12 protein-coding genes are annotated in these 14,028 nt (G+C 64.4%); 2 read left to right on the top strand and 10 right to left on the bottom strand.

All coding sequences use genetic code 11. The features are described 5' to 3' along the window. Nucleotides 1-115: 115 nt before the first annotated feature. Both CKO42_RS06980 and CKO42_RS06975 read right to left on the bottom strand, forming a co-directional pair. Entirely contained in the window at nucleotides 116-481 is a 366-nt protein-coding gene (locus CKO42_RS06980; RefSeq protein WP_200241070.1) for an STAS domain-containing protein, read from the bottom strand. A 330-nt stretch (nucleotides 482-811) separates the two neighbouring features. After that, nucleotides 812-3,169: a phosphoketolase family protein gene (locus CKO42_RS06975; protein WP_200241066.1), complete on the bottom strand. Its 2,358-nt coding sequence runs from the start codon at nucleotides 3,167-3,169 to the stop codon at nucleotides 812-814. A 191-nt stretch (nucleotides 3,170-3,360) separates the two neighbouring features. Between CKO42_RS06975 and CKO42_RS06970 the strand changes: the two genes are divergently transcribed. Continuing rightward, nucleotides 3,361-3,615, top strand: a complete 255-nt coding sequence (locus tag CKO42_RS06970; RefSeq protein WP_200241064.1) for a type II toxin-antitoxin system HicA family toxin — start codon at nucleotides 3,361-3,363, stop codon at nucleotides 3,613-3,615. Further along, the gene (locus tag CKO42_RS06965; RefSeq protein ID WP_200241062.1) at nucleotides 3,612-3,965 is read left to right on the top strand and encodes a type II toxin-antitoxin system HicB family antitoxin; all 354 of its coding nucleotides are present in this window, start codon (nucleotides 3,612-3,614) and stop codon (nucleotides 3,963-3,965) included. The genes CKO42_RS06970 and CKO42_RS06965 overlap by 4 nt, the downstream gene beginning before the upstream one ends. Before the next feature lie 20 nt (nucleotides 3,966-3,985). On the opposite strand, the gene CKO42_RS06960 is transcribed toward CKO42_RS06965, so the two are convergent. The 8 genes from CKO42_RS06960 to CKO42_RS06925 all read right to left on the bottom strand — a co-directional run bounded on the left by CKO42_RS06960 (nucleotide 3,986) and on the right by CKO42_RS06925 (nucleotide 13,775). Beyond that, nucleotides 3,986-5,110, bottom strand: a complete 1,125-nt coding sequence (locus tag CKO42_RS06960; protein ID WP_200241060.1) for an ABC transporter permease — start codon at nucleotides 5,108-5,110, stop codon at nucleotides 3,986-3,988. A gap of 2 nt (nucleotides 5,111-5,112) precedes the next feature. Further along, entirely contained in the window at nucleotides 5,113-8,001 is a 2,889-nt protein-coding gene (gene rbbA, locus CKO42_RS06955) for a ribosome-associated ATPase/putative transporter RbbA (RefSeq protein WP_476737467.1), read from the bottom strand. A 56-nt stretch (nucleotides 8,002-8,057) separates the two neighbouring features. Then, nucleotides 8,058-9,131: an HlyD family secretion protein gene (locus CKO42_RS06950; RefSeq protein ID WP_242479181.1), complete on the bottom strand. Its 1,074-nt coding sequence runs from the start codon at nucleotides 9,129-9,131 to the stop codon at nucleotides 8,058-8,060. 9 nt (nucleotides 9,132-9,140) lie between these two features. After that, the gene (locus CKO42_RS06945; RefSeq protein ID WP_200241058.1) at nucleotides 9,141-9,671 is read right to left on the bottom strand and encodes a hypothetical protein; all 531 of its coding nucleotides are present in this window, start codon (nucleotides 9,669-9,671) and stop codon (nucleotides 9,141-9,143) included. A gap of 204 nt (nucleotides 9,672-9,875) precedes the next feature. After that, nucleotides 9,876-10,190 (bottom strand): DUF1840 domain-containing protein, encoded by a 315-nt coding sequence (locus CKO42_RS06940; protein WP_200241056.1) that lies wholly within the window; start codon nucleotides 10,188-10,190, stop codon nucleotides 9,876-9,878. A gap of 120 nt (nucleotides 10,191-10,310) precedes the next feature. Further along, the gene (locus CKO42_RS06935) at nucleotides 10,311-11,291 is read right to left on the bottom strand and encodes a F0F1 ATP synthase subunit gamma (protein WP_200241051.1); all 981 of its coding nucleotides are present in this window, start codon (nucleotides 11,289-11,291) and stop codon (nucleotides 10,311-10,313) included. Next, a complete protein-coding gene (locus tag CKO42_RS06930) occupies nucleotides 11,288-12,928 on the bottom strand; it encodes an alternate F1F0 ATPase, F1 subunit alpha (protein WP_200241049.1) in 1,641 nt (546 codons plus the stop codon). The genes CKO42_RS06935 and CKO42_RS06930 overlap by 4 nt, the downstream gene beginning before the upstream one ends. A 31-nt stretch (nucleotides 12,929-12,959) precedes the next feature. After that, nucleotides 12,960-13,775, bottom strand: coding sequence for a F0F1 ATP synthase subunit delta (locus CKO42_RS06925; protein ID WP_200241047.1), 816 nt, complete (start codon nucleotides 13,773-13,775; stop codon nucleotides 12,960-12,962). Nucleotides 13,776-14,028 lie beyond the last annotated feature (253 nt).

Below are 14,028 nucleotides of genomic sequence, written 5' to 3'. Positions count from 1 at the left end.
CGTCGCAAACAGTCCTATGTGCCGCCTATCAGTAGCGGGCGCGCTCTAGGGGCTTGAGGCCCGCTGGCTCTCGTGAGTCTGCCTGCGCTTTAGTCTCCCTGAGCCAGGCCATCGTTCAAGCGGCTTGAGCTTCCTCAAAGTAGCGATCGAGATCCTCGTCTGAGTCGTTGCTAGCAGGCTCGGCGTTGAGACAGCCAGCCAAGCGCATGGTCTTGAGCAGATTGTAGACTGGGACGGGGACGTTGATCAGGCGAAGCTGACCCTGTTGCTCTGCGACGCTGTTTTTTGCTGCGATCAACAAGCCGATGCCAGCAGCGTCGATGACCTGAATCTGTTCCAAATCGACAACCAGGTTGGCGCCGTTCGTCGTGAGCGCATCGCGTAGCCTGCGTTGCAGAACAGGTACAACGGCGGCTGTCAGCTCATCGATGACAATGGCCTGGACTGAGTTCGAGGCTTGTAAAAGCTGTGGCTGATTCATGTGAATGCTCTTGATCTAGGGTTGAAAACGGACGGGGGGTCGAACAACCCCAAACCTTGAACTGCAGCCTACATCAGACAAGTACGAAGAGATGTAAAGACTTGTTAAGACAACATCTACCCGAGCGTCGCGATGACGCTCAAGGCTCTCATGTACCTGCTCTCCGCCAGCCACCCCGGAAAATGAATCGTGTGAGATTCATTTTCCGGGGTGGCACCGCGCCATGATCGTTAGTGCGGCCAAGGCAATCACCACTCTGGAGAGCATCATTCCGAAGTGCTATCCCCGAGGATAAGCATTCGAAAGGGAAGCGTTTTTTGGAAAATCAGGTTAATCCCAGGTCCAATCCCGGATCTCCGGCATGTCCTCACCATGCTCGGCGATGTAGTGCTTGTGCTCGATGAGCTTGTCGCGAATCGCCTGCTTGGCGTAGGCGGCCCGGGGGCCAAGCCGTGGCACGCGGTCGATGACATCGGCGACCAGATCGAAGCGGTCCAGATCGTTCTTGACCACGGTATCGAAGGGTGTCGAGGTGGTGCCCTCTTCCTTGTAGCCGCGCACATGCAGATTATGGTGGTTGGTGCGGCGATAGGTCAGCCGGTGGATCAGCCAGGGATAGCCGTGATAGGCGAAGATGATCGGCTTGTCGGTGGTGAACAGCAGGTCGAACTCCGCATCGCTCAAGCCATGCGGATGTTCGGCGGGCGGCTGCAGCTTCATCAGGTCGACGACGTTGATCACCCGGATCTTCAGGTCAGGCACATGCTCATGCAGCAGGGTGACGGCGGCCAAGGTCTCGAGCGTTGGCACATCACCGGCGCAGGCCATCACCACCTCCGGCTCGCCGTCCTGGTCGTTACTGGCCCAGGGCCAGATGCCGATGCCGGCGGTGCAGTGCTTGATGGCAGCGTCCATGTCCAGCCACTGGGGCGATGACTGTTTGCCGGCGACGATGACATTGACGTAGTTGCGACTGCGCAGACAGTGATCGGTGACTGACAGCAGGGTGTTGGCATCGGGCGGCAGATAGACCCGGATGACTGCCGCCTTCTTGTTGATGACGTGGTCGATGAAGCCGGGGTCTTGATGGCTGAAGCCGTTGTGATCCTGCCGCCAGACATGCGACGACAGCAGATAGTTGAGCGAGGCAATCGGTCGCCGCCAAGGGATGTCGTTGCACACCTTGAGCCACTTGGCGTGCTGGTTGAACATCGAGTCGATGATATGGATGAAGGCCTCGTAGCAGGAGAAGAAGCCGTGACGGCCGGTGAGCAGATAGCCTTCGAGCCAGCCCTCGCACTGATGCTCGCTCAGCATCTCCATCACCCGGCCATCGGGTCCGACGTGCTCGTCGCCGGTGAGGACCTCTGCGACTGAACAGCGATCCGTGACCTCGAACACCGCGTCCCAGCGGTTCGATGCCGTCTCATCCGGGCTGAAGACGCGAAAGGTCTGCGGATTGAGCTGGATGACATCGCGAATGAAGCGGCCCTGGACGCGGGTCGCCTCGGCGTCGACGCATCCCGGTTGTGGCACGTCCACCGCATGATCGCGGAAATTTGGCATTCGCAGCGCGCGCAGCAACAGCCCGCCGTTGGCGTGCGGATTGGCGCTCATGCGCCGCTCACCTCGTGGGGCGAGGGCGGCGATGTCCGCGTTGAGTCGGCCGCTGGCGTCGAACAATTCCTCCGGGCGATAGCTCTTCAGCCAGTCCTCGAGGATCTCCAGATGCCCTGGGTGCGTCATGTCGGCCATCGGCACCTGATGCGAGCGGAAGGTCCCCTCGGTCGCCTTGCCATCGACGCTCTCCGGCCCGGTCCAGCCCTTGGGCGAGCGCAGGATGATCATGGGCCAGCGCGGACGGGTCTCGAAACCGAAGGCACGCGCATCATTCTGGATGCGCTGGATCTCGGCGACCACGGTGTCGAGCGTGGCGGCCATGAGCTGATGCATCGTCATCGGATCATCGCCCTCGACGACATAGGGCGCGTAGCCATAGCCGATGAACAGCGCCTCTAGCTCCTCGCGCGGGATGCGCGCCAGCACCGTGGGGCCGGCGATCTTGTAGCCGTTCAGGTGCAGGATCGGCAGCACGGCGCCGTCGTGGATCGGGTTGAGGAACTTGTTCGAGTGCCAACTCGTCGCCAGCGGACCGGTCTCCGCCTCGCCATCGCCAACCACGCAGGCCACAATCAAATCAGGATTGTCGAAGGCCGCGCCATAGGCATGCGACAACGCATAGCCCAGCTCGCCGCCCTCGTTGATCGACCCCGGCGTTTCGGGCGCGACATGGCTGGGGATGCCGCCGGGAAAGGAGAACTGCTTGAACAGCCGCCGCATCCCGTCCTCATCCTGGGAGATGTTCGGATAGACCTCGCTGTAGGTGCCTTCCAGATAGGCATTCGCCACCATCGCCGGTCCGCCGTGACCCGGTCCGGCGACATAGATGCAACTCAGGTCGCAGTCTCTGATAACACGGTTGAGATGCGCGTAGATGAAGCTCAATCCCGGCGTCGTACCCCAATGACCGAGCAGGCGCGGTTTGATGTGCGACAGCGCCAGCGGCGCTTTCAGCAGCGGATTGTCGTAGAGATAGATCTGACCGACCGAGAGATAATTCGCCGCGCGCCACCAGGCGTCGAGCTTGCGCAATTGTTCGGGGTCGAGGGTGTGGGTTGCCGTGGTCATGCGCTGATTCCTGAAGGGGGCGGCTGCTTAGAAGACACCATGTCCGCCGCTCCGGTCTGTGCGCTACAGAACCTAGGGTTTCAAAGGCTTCAACACGCACGGTGCGGAGTGCAGGCGTCGAAGGTTAGGCCTAGCATGGCCGCTCCCATCGACTGATTGCAGATGTTCTATTTTCTGCTATCGTTTCGTCCATGAACAGCAAGCACCGCAAGACCCTTGAGACGATCTTCTCCGAGCCCGTCAACGGCAATCTGGAGTGGTCGAGGATCGAAGCGCTGCTGATCGCCGTCGGCTGCCTGGTAATCGAAGGCAGCGGATCGGCGGTCACCTTCGAGAAAGCAGGCCGTAAAGCCAACTTTCATCGGCCGCATCCGCGCAAAGAGGCGCTGAAATACCGCGTCAAGCAGGTGCGCGAATACCTCCAACAACTCGGTGTGACTCCATGAGTGCAACCAACCTGATGCAGTATCGCGGTTATCAGGCCAGCATGACCTTCGACCCGGACGACAAGATCATAGTCGGACGCGTACTCGGCATCGACGACATCATTGGCTTTCATGGCGAATCGGTGAGTGAGTTCGAGCAAGCCTTTCGCGAATCGATCGACAGTTACCTCGAAGCCTGCGCCAAGCTCGACCAAGAGCCGGATAAGCCCGCCTCGGGCCGGTTGATGCTACGTGTCGATCCGGCCATTCATGCCGCCGCGCTCAAGGCTGCCAAGCGTAGCCGCACCAGCCTCAACCAATGGGCCGCGCGGGTGCTGGCCGAGGCGGCTCATGCAAGTCGCTCGGACTGACCCGTTGCAGCCGGCACGTTCTAGGCCATCGCGCTGATGGTCCGGCGAAAGCGACTGAGCGCGATGCCGAAGAACACCGCGCCGATGGCGGCCAGCGCGAGGAACGGCGGCCAGACCACCTCGAGGTCCGCGCCGCGATAGAGAATGGCCTGGGCGGCGGTGACGAAGTGTGTGGTCGGCGCGGCCAGCATCACGTCCTGCACCAGTTCCGGCATGCTCTCGCGCGGGGTGGCGTTGCCGGAGAGCAGTTGCAGCGGCAGCAGGATGAGCACCGCGAGCATCCCGAATTGCGGCATCGAGCGCGCCAGCGTGGCCATGAAGATGCCGAGCGAGGTGGTGGCGAAGAGATGCAGCGCGGCGGCGACCAGAAAGAGCGCGAGCGAGCCTTCGATCGGGATGCGCAGTAGGCCCTGCACGACGAACACCATCGCCACGCCGGCGGCCAGCAGCACCACCAGCCCCATCGACCAGACCTTGGCCAGCATGATCTCGGCGGGCGTGACGGGCATCGCCAGCAGGTGCTCGATGGTGCCGTGCTCGCGCTCGCGGATCAGCGCCGCGCCGGTCAGGATGATCGAGAGCAGGGTGACGTTGTTGATGAGCTCCATCAGTGCGCCGAACCAGGACTGTTCCAGGTTGGGATTGAAGCGGTTGCGCAGGGCCAGTTCCACCGGCAACGCGACACTGCCGCGATGGCCCTGCATGAACGTCGTGACCTCGCCCAGAACGATCTGCTGGACGAAGCTGCTGCCGGTGAAGGCCTGGCTCATGCGCGTGGCGTCGACATTGAGCTGAATGGTGGGCGCGCGCCCGGCCAGCACATCGCGTTGGAAGTCCGGCGGGATGTCCAGCACGAAGGTATAGGTTCCGGCGTCCATACCGGCGTCGATCGCGGACAGGCTGATCATCGCTGGCGGATCGAAGCGTGGCGGATAGAAGGCGCTGGCGATGCGCGCCGACAGTGGTGAGGCGTCCTCATCGACGATGGCGATCGGCGCCTTGTGCAGGGTCTCCGGCATCGCCGTGGCTGCCACATAGATGGACACGGTGAAGGTGTAGGCGATGAGGACGAGCATCATGGGGTCGCGCGCGAGGCTCCAGAGCTCTTTGATGCCCAGCCGATAGATGTTGGCGAGATGCGGCATCCTCAGCGCTCCTGCTTCTTCAACAGCAGGATCGACAGGGTCAGGATCACCGGCACCGCCAGCGCGAGCGGCCAGAAGGAGGCCTCGAGGCCGGTGAAGCCCAGCGCCTTGTTGAAGACGCCGCGCGTGATGGTCAGGAAGTGCGCGGCCGGATAGACCTGTCCGATGAGATACCCCACGCCTTCCAGCGAGGACACCGGATTCAACATGCCGGAGAACTGGATGGCCGGGATGATGGTGCCGATGATGGTCACGAATAGGGCCGCGATCTGGCTGCGCGTGAAGGTTGAGGCGAAGAGCCCGAAGCCGGTCGAGAAGGTGACGAAGAGCAGCGCCGCGGCCGTCAGCGCCAGCAGGCTGCCCTTCAGCGGCACCCCGAAGACGGTGACCGCCAGCAGCGTCAACAGCGCGAAGTTGAGCATCGCCAGCACTATGTACGGGAGCTGCTTGCCGAGCAGGAACTCACTGCGGGTGACCGGGGTGACATAGAGATTGATGATCGAGCCCAGCTCCTTCTCGCGCACCACCGCGAGCGCGGTCAGCATCGCCGGGATCATCAAGAGCAGCATCGGGATGACCGCCGGCACCATGGCCGGCAGGCTGCGCACATCCGGGTTGTAGCGAAAGCGGGTCGCGATGCTGGCCGGGAGCGCATTCGGGCCGCTCGCGGCGTCCTGGCCGAGCCGGTGTTTCGCCTGCTCCAGCAGCCAGCCCTGGTGCATACCCTGCACATAGCCGCGCACCGTCTCGGCGCGCACCGGCATGGCGCCATCGACCCAGGCGCCGATCTGCACGCTGTGACCGCGCGCGATGTCGCGGGCGAAGCCGTGCGGGATCTCGATGGCCAGCGCGAGCTGGCCGGCCCGCATCCGCCGGTCGAGATCGCGGTCGTCGAGAATCGGCGGGCGCTCGACGAAATAGCGCGAGCCGGACAGGTTCAGCGTGTAGTTCCGGCTCAAGCCGGTCTGGTCGCGGTCGAGCACGGCGTAGCTCAGATCCTCGACGTCCAGGCTGATGCCATACCCGAAGACGAACATCAGCAGCGCCGACCCCAGCAGCGCCATGGTGGCGCGCATCGGGTCGCGCTTCAGCTCCAGCGTCTCGCGCAGGGCGTAGCTCCAGGCGCGCCCGGGGCTGAAGAGATGGCGGCGGGCGTGTGGTGTAGGTGCCGGAACGGATCGAGCCGATGAAGCGGCTGGAGCTGATGGGGTTGCTTTCGCCGTCTCGCCTCGCGCGCCGGCGTCCTCCAGATAGCCGATGAAGGCTGCCTCCAGCGTCGCCGCGCCGCGTTGACGCACCAGCTCGGCCGGGGCATCGGTGACCAGCACGCGCCCGGCGTGCATCAGCGAGATGCGGTCGCAGCGCGCGGCCTCGTTCATGAAATGGGTGGAGATGAAGATGGTGACCCGGTCCTGGCGCGCCAGGTCGATCATCAGTTGCCAGAGGCTGTCGCGCGCGATGGGGTCTACACCCGAGGTGGGCTCGTCCAGGATCAGCAGCTCGGGGCGATGCACCATGGCCACGGCCAGCGAGAGACGCTGGCGGATGCCCAGCGGCAGCGTGCCGGGCAGCGCGTCGATCGAGTCGGCCAGACCGAAACGCTGAACCATCTCGTCTACCCGCGCCGGGATCTCGGTCTCCGGCACCTGGAACAGGCGCGCGTGCAGCACCAGGTTCTGGCGCACCGACAGTTCCGAGTAGAGCGAGAACGCCTGCGACATGTAGCCCACGCGCCGGCGCGTGGCGATGTCCTTGGGGTCGACCGTCTGCCCGAACAGCGCGGCGCGGCCCGCGCTGGCCGGCAGCAGTCCGGTCAGCATCTTCATGGTGGTGGACTTGCCGCAGCCGTTGGAGCCGATGAAGCCGAAGATCTCGCCGCGACGGATGGCGAGATTCACATGATCGACCGCGACGAAATCGCCGAAGCGCATGCTGAGGTCTTCCGCCTCGATGGCGATCTCGGCATCGACTCCGGCGGCGAGCGGCGGGATGGTCACGGCTCGATGACCGCGCCGCCGGTCCTCCGGCAGCAGGGCGATGAAGGCCGCGTCCAGGGAGTCGGTGCCGGTGCGCTCCAGCAGCTCGGCCGGCGTGCCGGTGGCCAGGACACGACCGGCGTCCATCGCCACCAGCCAGTCGAAGCCCTGCGCCTCGTCCATGTAGGCGGTGGCGACGATCACGCTCATGCCGGTTTGCTCGACGCGGATTGCTTTGATCAGGTCCCAGAACTGCGAGCGGGCGAGCGGATCGACGCCGGTGGTCGGCTCGTCCAGGATCAGCAGGTCCGGGTCGTGAATCAGCGCGCAGCAGAGCCCCAGCTTTTGTTTCATGCCGCCCGAGAGCTTGCCGGCTGGGCGCGACAGGAAGGAGGTCAGGCCGGTGCTTGCGGTCAGCGCATCGATGCGACGGCGGCGCTCAGCAGCCGGATGGCCGAACAGCCGACCGAAGAACTGGAGGTTCTCCTCGATCGACAGGGTCGGATAGAGGTTCTTGCCCAAGCCCTGGGGCATGTAGGAGATGCGCGGGCAGACGCGCCCGCGATGGCGCGCACTGGCCATATCTCCGCCCAAGGCCTGTACCTGGCCCTGTTGAATCGCACGGGCGCCGGACAAGAGCGCCAGCAGGCTGGATTTACCGACACCGTCCGGGCCGAGCAGGCCGACCATGCGCCCGGCTGGGATGTCCAGGGTGATGTCATCCAGCGCCACCACCTTGCCGTAGCGCAGACCGACGCCGACCAGGCTGGCGACTGGGTTGGCGACTGAATGGGCAGCCGAATTGGCGACCGAATTGCCGACTGGATTGGCGGCCGGATTGCCAACTGAATCGAGGGCTGGATGAGCGTCTGGATGAGCAATGGCGCCAGCGTCCTGACTGGCGACGGGCGCCAAGGCATCCCGCTCAGAGGGATCGGCCGCAGGCGACGGCGGATGCCGCCGACCGGCGCTCAATCAGGCACCTTGATGATCAGATTGGCCGGCCAGGCCGCGTCTGCGTCGAGCTTCAGCCAAGCCATGCCGGGCAGGCCGGTCTTGACCAGGTTGCGGTGCTTTTCCAGCAGCGCCGGGTCGATCCGCGCCTTGACGCGGAACATCAGCTTCTGCCGCTCGCTGGCGGTCTCCACCGTCTTGGGCGTGAACTGCGCGGTGCTGGCGACATAGGATACCCGCGCCGGGATCACATACTGCGGCGCCGCGTCGAGCACGAGATGCACCTCGCTGCCCAGCGCCACCCGCCCGGCCGCCCGCTCGGGCAGGAAGAAGGTCATATAGACATCGCTGAGATCCACCAGGTTGAGCACCTTGCCGCCGGCGCCCAGCACCTCGCCGGGCTGTGCGATGCGGTATTGCACCCGCCCCGCACGCGGAGACTTGAGCAGGCTGTCCTCGATATCGGCCTCGACGCGGGCCACCGTCGCCTCGCTCGCCTCGACACCGGAGTCGGCACCGACGACCGCGGCACGCGCGGCCGTGGTCGCCGCCTGGCTCGCGGTCACCTGCGCCTCGGCGCCGGCCAGCGTCGCCTCGGCACCATGCACCTGGGCGCGATCGTCGTCGAGGATCTGGCGCGTCGTCATGCCCTTTTCGGACAAGGTCTCAGAGCGCGCGTAGCGCCGCTGGGCCGCGTCCAGCTCGCTCTCGCGCTGGCCCACTCGGGCCTTTGCGGCAGCGGTATCGCTTTGGTGCACGGCGACCTGGGCCTTGGCGCTAGCCACCGCCGTGACCGCCTGGCGCGACTGCGCGAGCGCCTCGTCACGTTGGGCGTCGAGCGTCGCGATCCGCATCTGCGCCAGCGGCTGCCCGGCCTGCACGAAATCGCCCTCGTTGACCAGGATGCTGTCCACACGTCCGGCGAGCTTGGTCGCGACATCGACTTCGGTCGCCTCGATGCGACCATTACCGCTGACGAAGCCGGCGCCTGGGCCTGATGGCTGCATGGCGTTCCACAGCAGCGCGCCACCGACGGCCAGCGCGATGGCGATGGCAATGAGAATGACGCTTTTCTTGCGTTGTGGGGTCATCATGATGCATCAATCGCAGCGTACGAAATACGGATTTGCCAGCGCCTCGCGACACTGCTCAGTGTTCTTGCCCGCCGCATCCGCATCCCTCCCATGGGCAGATTTGCCTGTTGCCATCTCGCCTAACTGATGTGCCAGCGCACAGGGTTGCGAGGTTGCGCAGCGGTGATCCGCACCGCAGACCGCTTTGATCAAGTCGTCACAGGCCGATGTCGAGGGCTGAGCTGCATCCTCGGGAAGTGCCATCCAGGTCTCCAGCATTCGCTGGGTGGGGATCACGGTGCCATGGCGGACGATCACCACCGAGCCATCCGCGAGCTGGTGTACCCCATCCCACAAGGGCTCGACCCTGCTGCCTGCTCGATGCCAGGCACGATGCGTGCTCGCATCCACCTCGATCTGTGAGCCATCCGGCAAGGTTCCTTGCCAGTCAGCGGCCACGACCAGTAAAGGGGCGAGCCAACTCAGCAACCCGCCACTCAGCAATCCCCAACAGAGCCACCATGGCAGGTGGCGTCTTCCATCATCGATAGGTGTCATAACGAGAGACCTCTCGTGGTTCGCGATTGGGTAATTCGCGATCGGGTAGGCGCGCGCCTCCTGCTGCAGACCCTGACCGCACGACAGGCGCGCATCGAGACTTCATGGCAAGCTTGGCCGAAACGACCGCAGCTGTCTGTTCGTTAGCGCACTGAAACGCCGAGACCCGCCGACCCGCTAGGAAGCCAACCGCAGTCGGCCCGACTAGCCGTCCCAGATCACGTTCTCGTGCTCTGCGGCTGCGGCCGTGAGCAGTTCGATCAGAGGCAATGCCCGGTGAGCGAGGCTGACGCGCTGGCCGTCTTCACCATCACTCGCTGGGGCTTGGGGCATTTCCAGGGTTTCCTCAGGATGCGCCTCGACCGCTGCCTTTAGCCGAGCCAGCGCGCCCGGCACATCCTCGGCCATCAGTGCGCTAGGCACCGTTCCGCTATGCCCCATCAGCTTCAGCAATGAGATGGCGACATCGCCGAACATCGTGATGTTGGCATAGGCCTTGGTTTTGAATGTGATCAACATGGTCGCTTCACTCCTGTCTTTATGAGATGAATGGATCAACGCCGTTGCGCTGAACGGAACACCGCAGTTAACGTGAATCTCGCGCGATTCATTGTCTGGGGTGGCGCCGCGCCATGATCGTTAGGCCAGCGCCTCGAAACCGGCGATGACATCAAAGAGCTCGGCGTCGATCGCGCTTTGGCGTTGTTGGTGGAAGGCGCTGTTGAGGGTCTCCAGCAGCTCCTCGATGTTCTTGTCGGCGCGTTGCATGGCGGCGAGCCGGCTGGCGTTCTCGCTAGCCAAGGATTCGGCGCAGGCGCGAAAGAGCGAGACGAATAGATGCTCGCGGATGAGCGCGCGCAGGGTGCGCGTATCAGCACCGGTACCGGCCCTGATGACCTCGGGTAGAGTGTTCGTTGGCCAGGGGGCCGCGGCCAGCGAGCGCCGCCAGCGCTCATCCAATGGCAGCAAACGCTGACCGACGGGCGTGTAGACTGCGGCGGACGAGGGGCGGTTGTAGAACAGGTAGAGCGCGCTGAACTCGCCCTGAGCATGGTGCGCCTCGGTCTCCACCAGGATCTCGCCGACCAGCGCGGTGATCGCCGCGACGGAAGTCGGCACCTTGAACTGGCCAGCCAGCGCCAGGCCAGCGTCCGTCAAACGTGCCTGAACACGCTCGCCGACCGCCCAAACGCGCGGCCCTTTCCGTAATGCATCGCTTGTCGGCTCGGCCAGCTTGTCGAGCGTCTTCACCGCATGATCAGCCACCAGATCATTGAACTGGCCGACCAGCCCCTGATCGGAGCCGAACACAACCGCGCCCATCACGCCCGAGTTGGCGCCTTTGGCTTCAGCAGCCGATATATTGGAATCGCCAGCTGATACGCCGGTATTGCCAGCCGATAAGTCCGGATTGCCAGCCGATACGTCGGCGTTGCCAATCTCCCGGAAGCAGATGCTCAAGCCCAGCTCTAGGGTGCGCGCATAGTCAGCCAGGGCCTGCACCGATTGCTCGTACTGGACGATGCTCGACGCCGCCAGCGACTTCATGGTGCGGACCACGGAGTGCAGATCACTGGCGCTTCCGATCTTGTGGCGCAGGCTGGCGGTGGTCTCGCTCATGGCTGCTCCGATGATGCCGCCGATTCTGGGAGGGGTTCGGCCTGGTGATGGCGCTGATCGCGCCGCCCCCCGAGGACACTGACGCTCGGTTGGGGATTGCGGTCAGGCCGGGGCTGGAACGCGGAGAGCGCCTGGCGCCCGATGTCGACGAGGGTTCGATGATCTGCCTCGCTCAGGGCATCGGCGCTGACCAACCGCTCGATGACCTCGTCCGGGATCATCGTCGCCGCCTCCTGCAGCGCCCCCTCGGCCTCGGGCATCCGCTCGAGCGGCACGGCGTCGAACAGTCCGTCGGTCAAGGCCAGCAGGATGGCGATCTGCGCCGGCATCGATACCGGCGCGAATTCCGGCTGCTTGAGGCAGGCGCGGATGCGGCGTCCATGCGCGATGCGGGTTTTGGTGTCTTCATCCACCCGGGCGCCGAAGCGGGCGAAGGTCTCCAACTCCTCGAACTGCGCATAAGCTAGCTTCAGATCGCCCGCCACCGCGCGATAGGCCGCCCGCTGCGCCTTGCCACCAACCCGCGAGACGGATTGGCCGACATCGACCGCCGGCAGCACGCCCAGTTCGAACAGCGACGGCGACAGGTAGATCTGTCCGTCGGTGATGGAGATGAGATTGGTCGGGATGTAGGCGGAAAGGTTCTGCGCCTCGGTCTCGATAATGGGCAGTGCGGTGAGCGAGCCGCCGCCAAGCCCCTCGCGCAGATGCGTGGCACGCTCCAGCAGACGCGAGTGGATGTAGAAGATATCGCCGGGAAAGGCCTCGCGACCGGGCGGGCGGCGCAGCAGTAGCGACAACTCGCGATAGGCGCGGGCGTGGTGGGTGAGGTCGTCATAGACGATCAGCACATCGCGGCCTTGTTCCATGAAGTGCTCGGCGATGCTGGTCGCGGCGTAGGGGGCGATGTAGGTGAGCCCCGGCGCGTCGTTGCCCTCGGTCAGGACCACCAGGGTGTACTCCAGCGCGCCCTGTTCGCGGAAGGTCGCCAGCGTCTTGGCGATGGCCGAGGCGCGCTGGCCAATGGCGCAATAGACGCACAGCACATCCTGACCCCGTTGGTTGAGGATGGTGTCGATGGCGATGGCGCTCTTGCCGGTCTGCCGATCACCGAGGATCAGCTCGCGCTGGCCGCGCCCGATGGGGATGAGGGCGTCGATGACCTTGAGGCCGGTCTGCAGCGGCACGGTGACCGGTGCGCGGTCCATGATGGCGGTGGCGGGGCGCTCGATCGGCAGGCGTTGGCTGGTGGACAGCGGCCCCAGGCCATCGAGCGGTCGTCCGAGCGGGTCGATGACGCGCCCCAGCAGGCCATCGCCGACGGCCACATCCATGACCCGGCCGGTGCGCTCGACCGAATCGCCGGCTTGTAATTGCCAGTAGTCGCCAAGGAGTACGACGCCGATCTCGTCTGGGTCCAGGTTGAAGGCGATACCGAACACCTCACCGGGAAAGGCGAGCAGTTCCTCGAAGCCGACACTGGGCAGACCGGAGACCTTGGCGATGCCGGTGGAGACGCTGGCGATGGTGCCGATCTCGTGGGGGGTGAGTTGCGGCACAAAGGTGTCGTTTGCTTGATCGATGGCGTCGAAGACCTCGTCGACGACTGACTGCAAGCTGTCGTGAGCAGCCTTCATGGCGAGGGGGCGGGTAGCTTGGGTAGGCGGTTCATGGCGTCGGCATGGAAAGCTCGGGCTCGGCTGGTTTGGGATCCGCGCTGGGTTCGTCCTTTGCCTTGAGCAATTCCCCAACGCCTTGCTCTAGCGCTCTCAGATAATCGGCAATGCTCCAACCGATGCGTTGTCCATTCGCGGTCAGCTCGATCCCGCCGATCAGATCAGGCTCAGTGTCGAACTGGACCGGAACCTCGGTGGCAAAGGCGCTGTTGAGCGCCGCTTGAATCGCCGCGCGTTGCGCTGCCGGCAGCTCGAATGCGCTGCGTACCCGCATCGGCTCGGACGTCGCCTTCAGTGCTTCGGCAAAGACGCGGTGCGCTTGGGCATCCATTGCCGTTAGGCGCTCGATGAAGACCGCCACCAGGCGTGCCTCCAGACTCGCCCCAGCGAGATCCGCCAAGGTCTTGCGCGCAATCGCGAAGACCTCCTGCTGCGTTCGGCGCCGCAGGGCCTGATGGAGTTGATCGGCCTCCTGTCGCAACGCCTCCTGCCGTTTGGCACGCAGGGCGTCGGCAGCCTGCCGCGCCTCATCGAGCAGCCGCTGGCGTTCGGCCTTCGCTGCTTCCGTCGCCTGAGTCATGAGCGCCGCGCGCTGCTGATCAAACGCCTGGTTCTTGTGCTGGAAGGTCTCGCGCTCCTGTTGGGCCTCGGCGCGTTTGGCGTCGGCATCCGCCAGCTCCGCGCTGATCCGCTGCTCGCGTGCGTCGATGGCATCGAGGATCGGGCGATAGAGAAAGCGCTTCAGCAGCCACACCAGCACCAGAAAGTTGACCACCTGCGCGCCGACGGTGAACCAGTCGATGAGCATGGCCTAGTTCCCGGCGACCTGGGCGAGCGCGAGGTTCCAGAAGGGATTGGCAAAGATCAGGATCATCGACACCACGAAGCAGTAGATGGCCGTGGACTCAACCATGGCCAGACCGACGAACAGTAATGGAATGGTCCGCCCCGCTCCTCCAACACACCCCGAGCGGGCACAATAAGCGATGATGAGAACCCATCGTCAACCAAGGTAGCGGAGCAGACCAATGACAGAGACTCACAAAGACCGGGCCATCACG

It is taken from the genome of Lamprobacter modestohalophilus (assembly GCF_016583905.1).
In the GTDB taxonomy this organism is placed as follows: Bacteria; Pseudomonadota; Gammaproteobacteria; order Chromatiales; family Chromatiaceae; genus Lamprobacter; species Lamprobacter modestohalophilus.
The sequence above is the reverse complement of the archived record's forward strand: the minus strand, read 5'-3'. Positions and strand labels throughout refer to the sequence as shown.

Coding starts and splice junctions, on each gene's coding strand:
- CKO42_RS06925 (WP_200241047.1), bottom strand. CDS start 13,775: ATGCTCATCGACTGGTTCACCGTCGGCGCGCAGGTGGTCAACTTTCTG.
- CKO42_RS06980 (WP_200241070.1), bottom strand. CDS start 481: ATGAATCAGCCACAGCTTTTACAAGCCTCGAACTCAGTCCAGGCCATT.
- CKO42_RS06960 (WP_200241060.1), bottom strand. CDS start 5,110: ATGCCGCATCTCGCCAACATCTATCGGCTGGGCATCAAAGAGCTCTGG.
- CKO42_RS06975 (WP_200241066.1), bottom strand. CDS start 3,169: ATGACCACGGCAACCCACACCCTCGACCCCGAACAATTGCGCAAGCTC.
- CKO42_RS06950 (WP_242479181.1), bottom strand. CDS start 9,131: ATGACCCCACAACGCAAGAAAAGCGTCATTCTCATTGCCATCGCCATC.
- CKO42_RS06930 (WP_200241049.1), bottom strand. CDS start 12,928: ATGAAGGCTGCTCACGACAGCTTGCAGTCAGTCGTCGACGAGGTCTTC.
- CKO42_RS06940 (WP_200241056.1), bottom strand. CDS start 10,190: ATGTTGATCACATTCAAAACCAAGGCCTATGCCAACATCACGATGTTC.
- CKO42_RS06970 (WP_200241064.1), top strand. CDS start 3,361: ATGAACAGCAAGCACCGCAAGACCCTTGAGACGATCTTCTCCGAGCCC.
- CKO42_RS06945 (WP_200241058.1), bottom strand. CDS start 9,671: ATGACACCTATCGATGATGGAAGACGCCACCTGCCATGGTGGCTCTGT.
- CKO42_RS06935 (WP_200241051.1), bottom strand. CDS start 11,291: ATGAGCGAGACCACCGCCAGCCTGCGCCACAAGATCGGAAGCGCCAGT.
- CKO42_RS06965 (WP_200241062.1), top strand. CDS start 3,612: ATGAGTGCAACCAACCTGATGCAGTATCGCGGTTATCAGGCCAGCATG.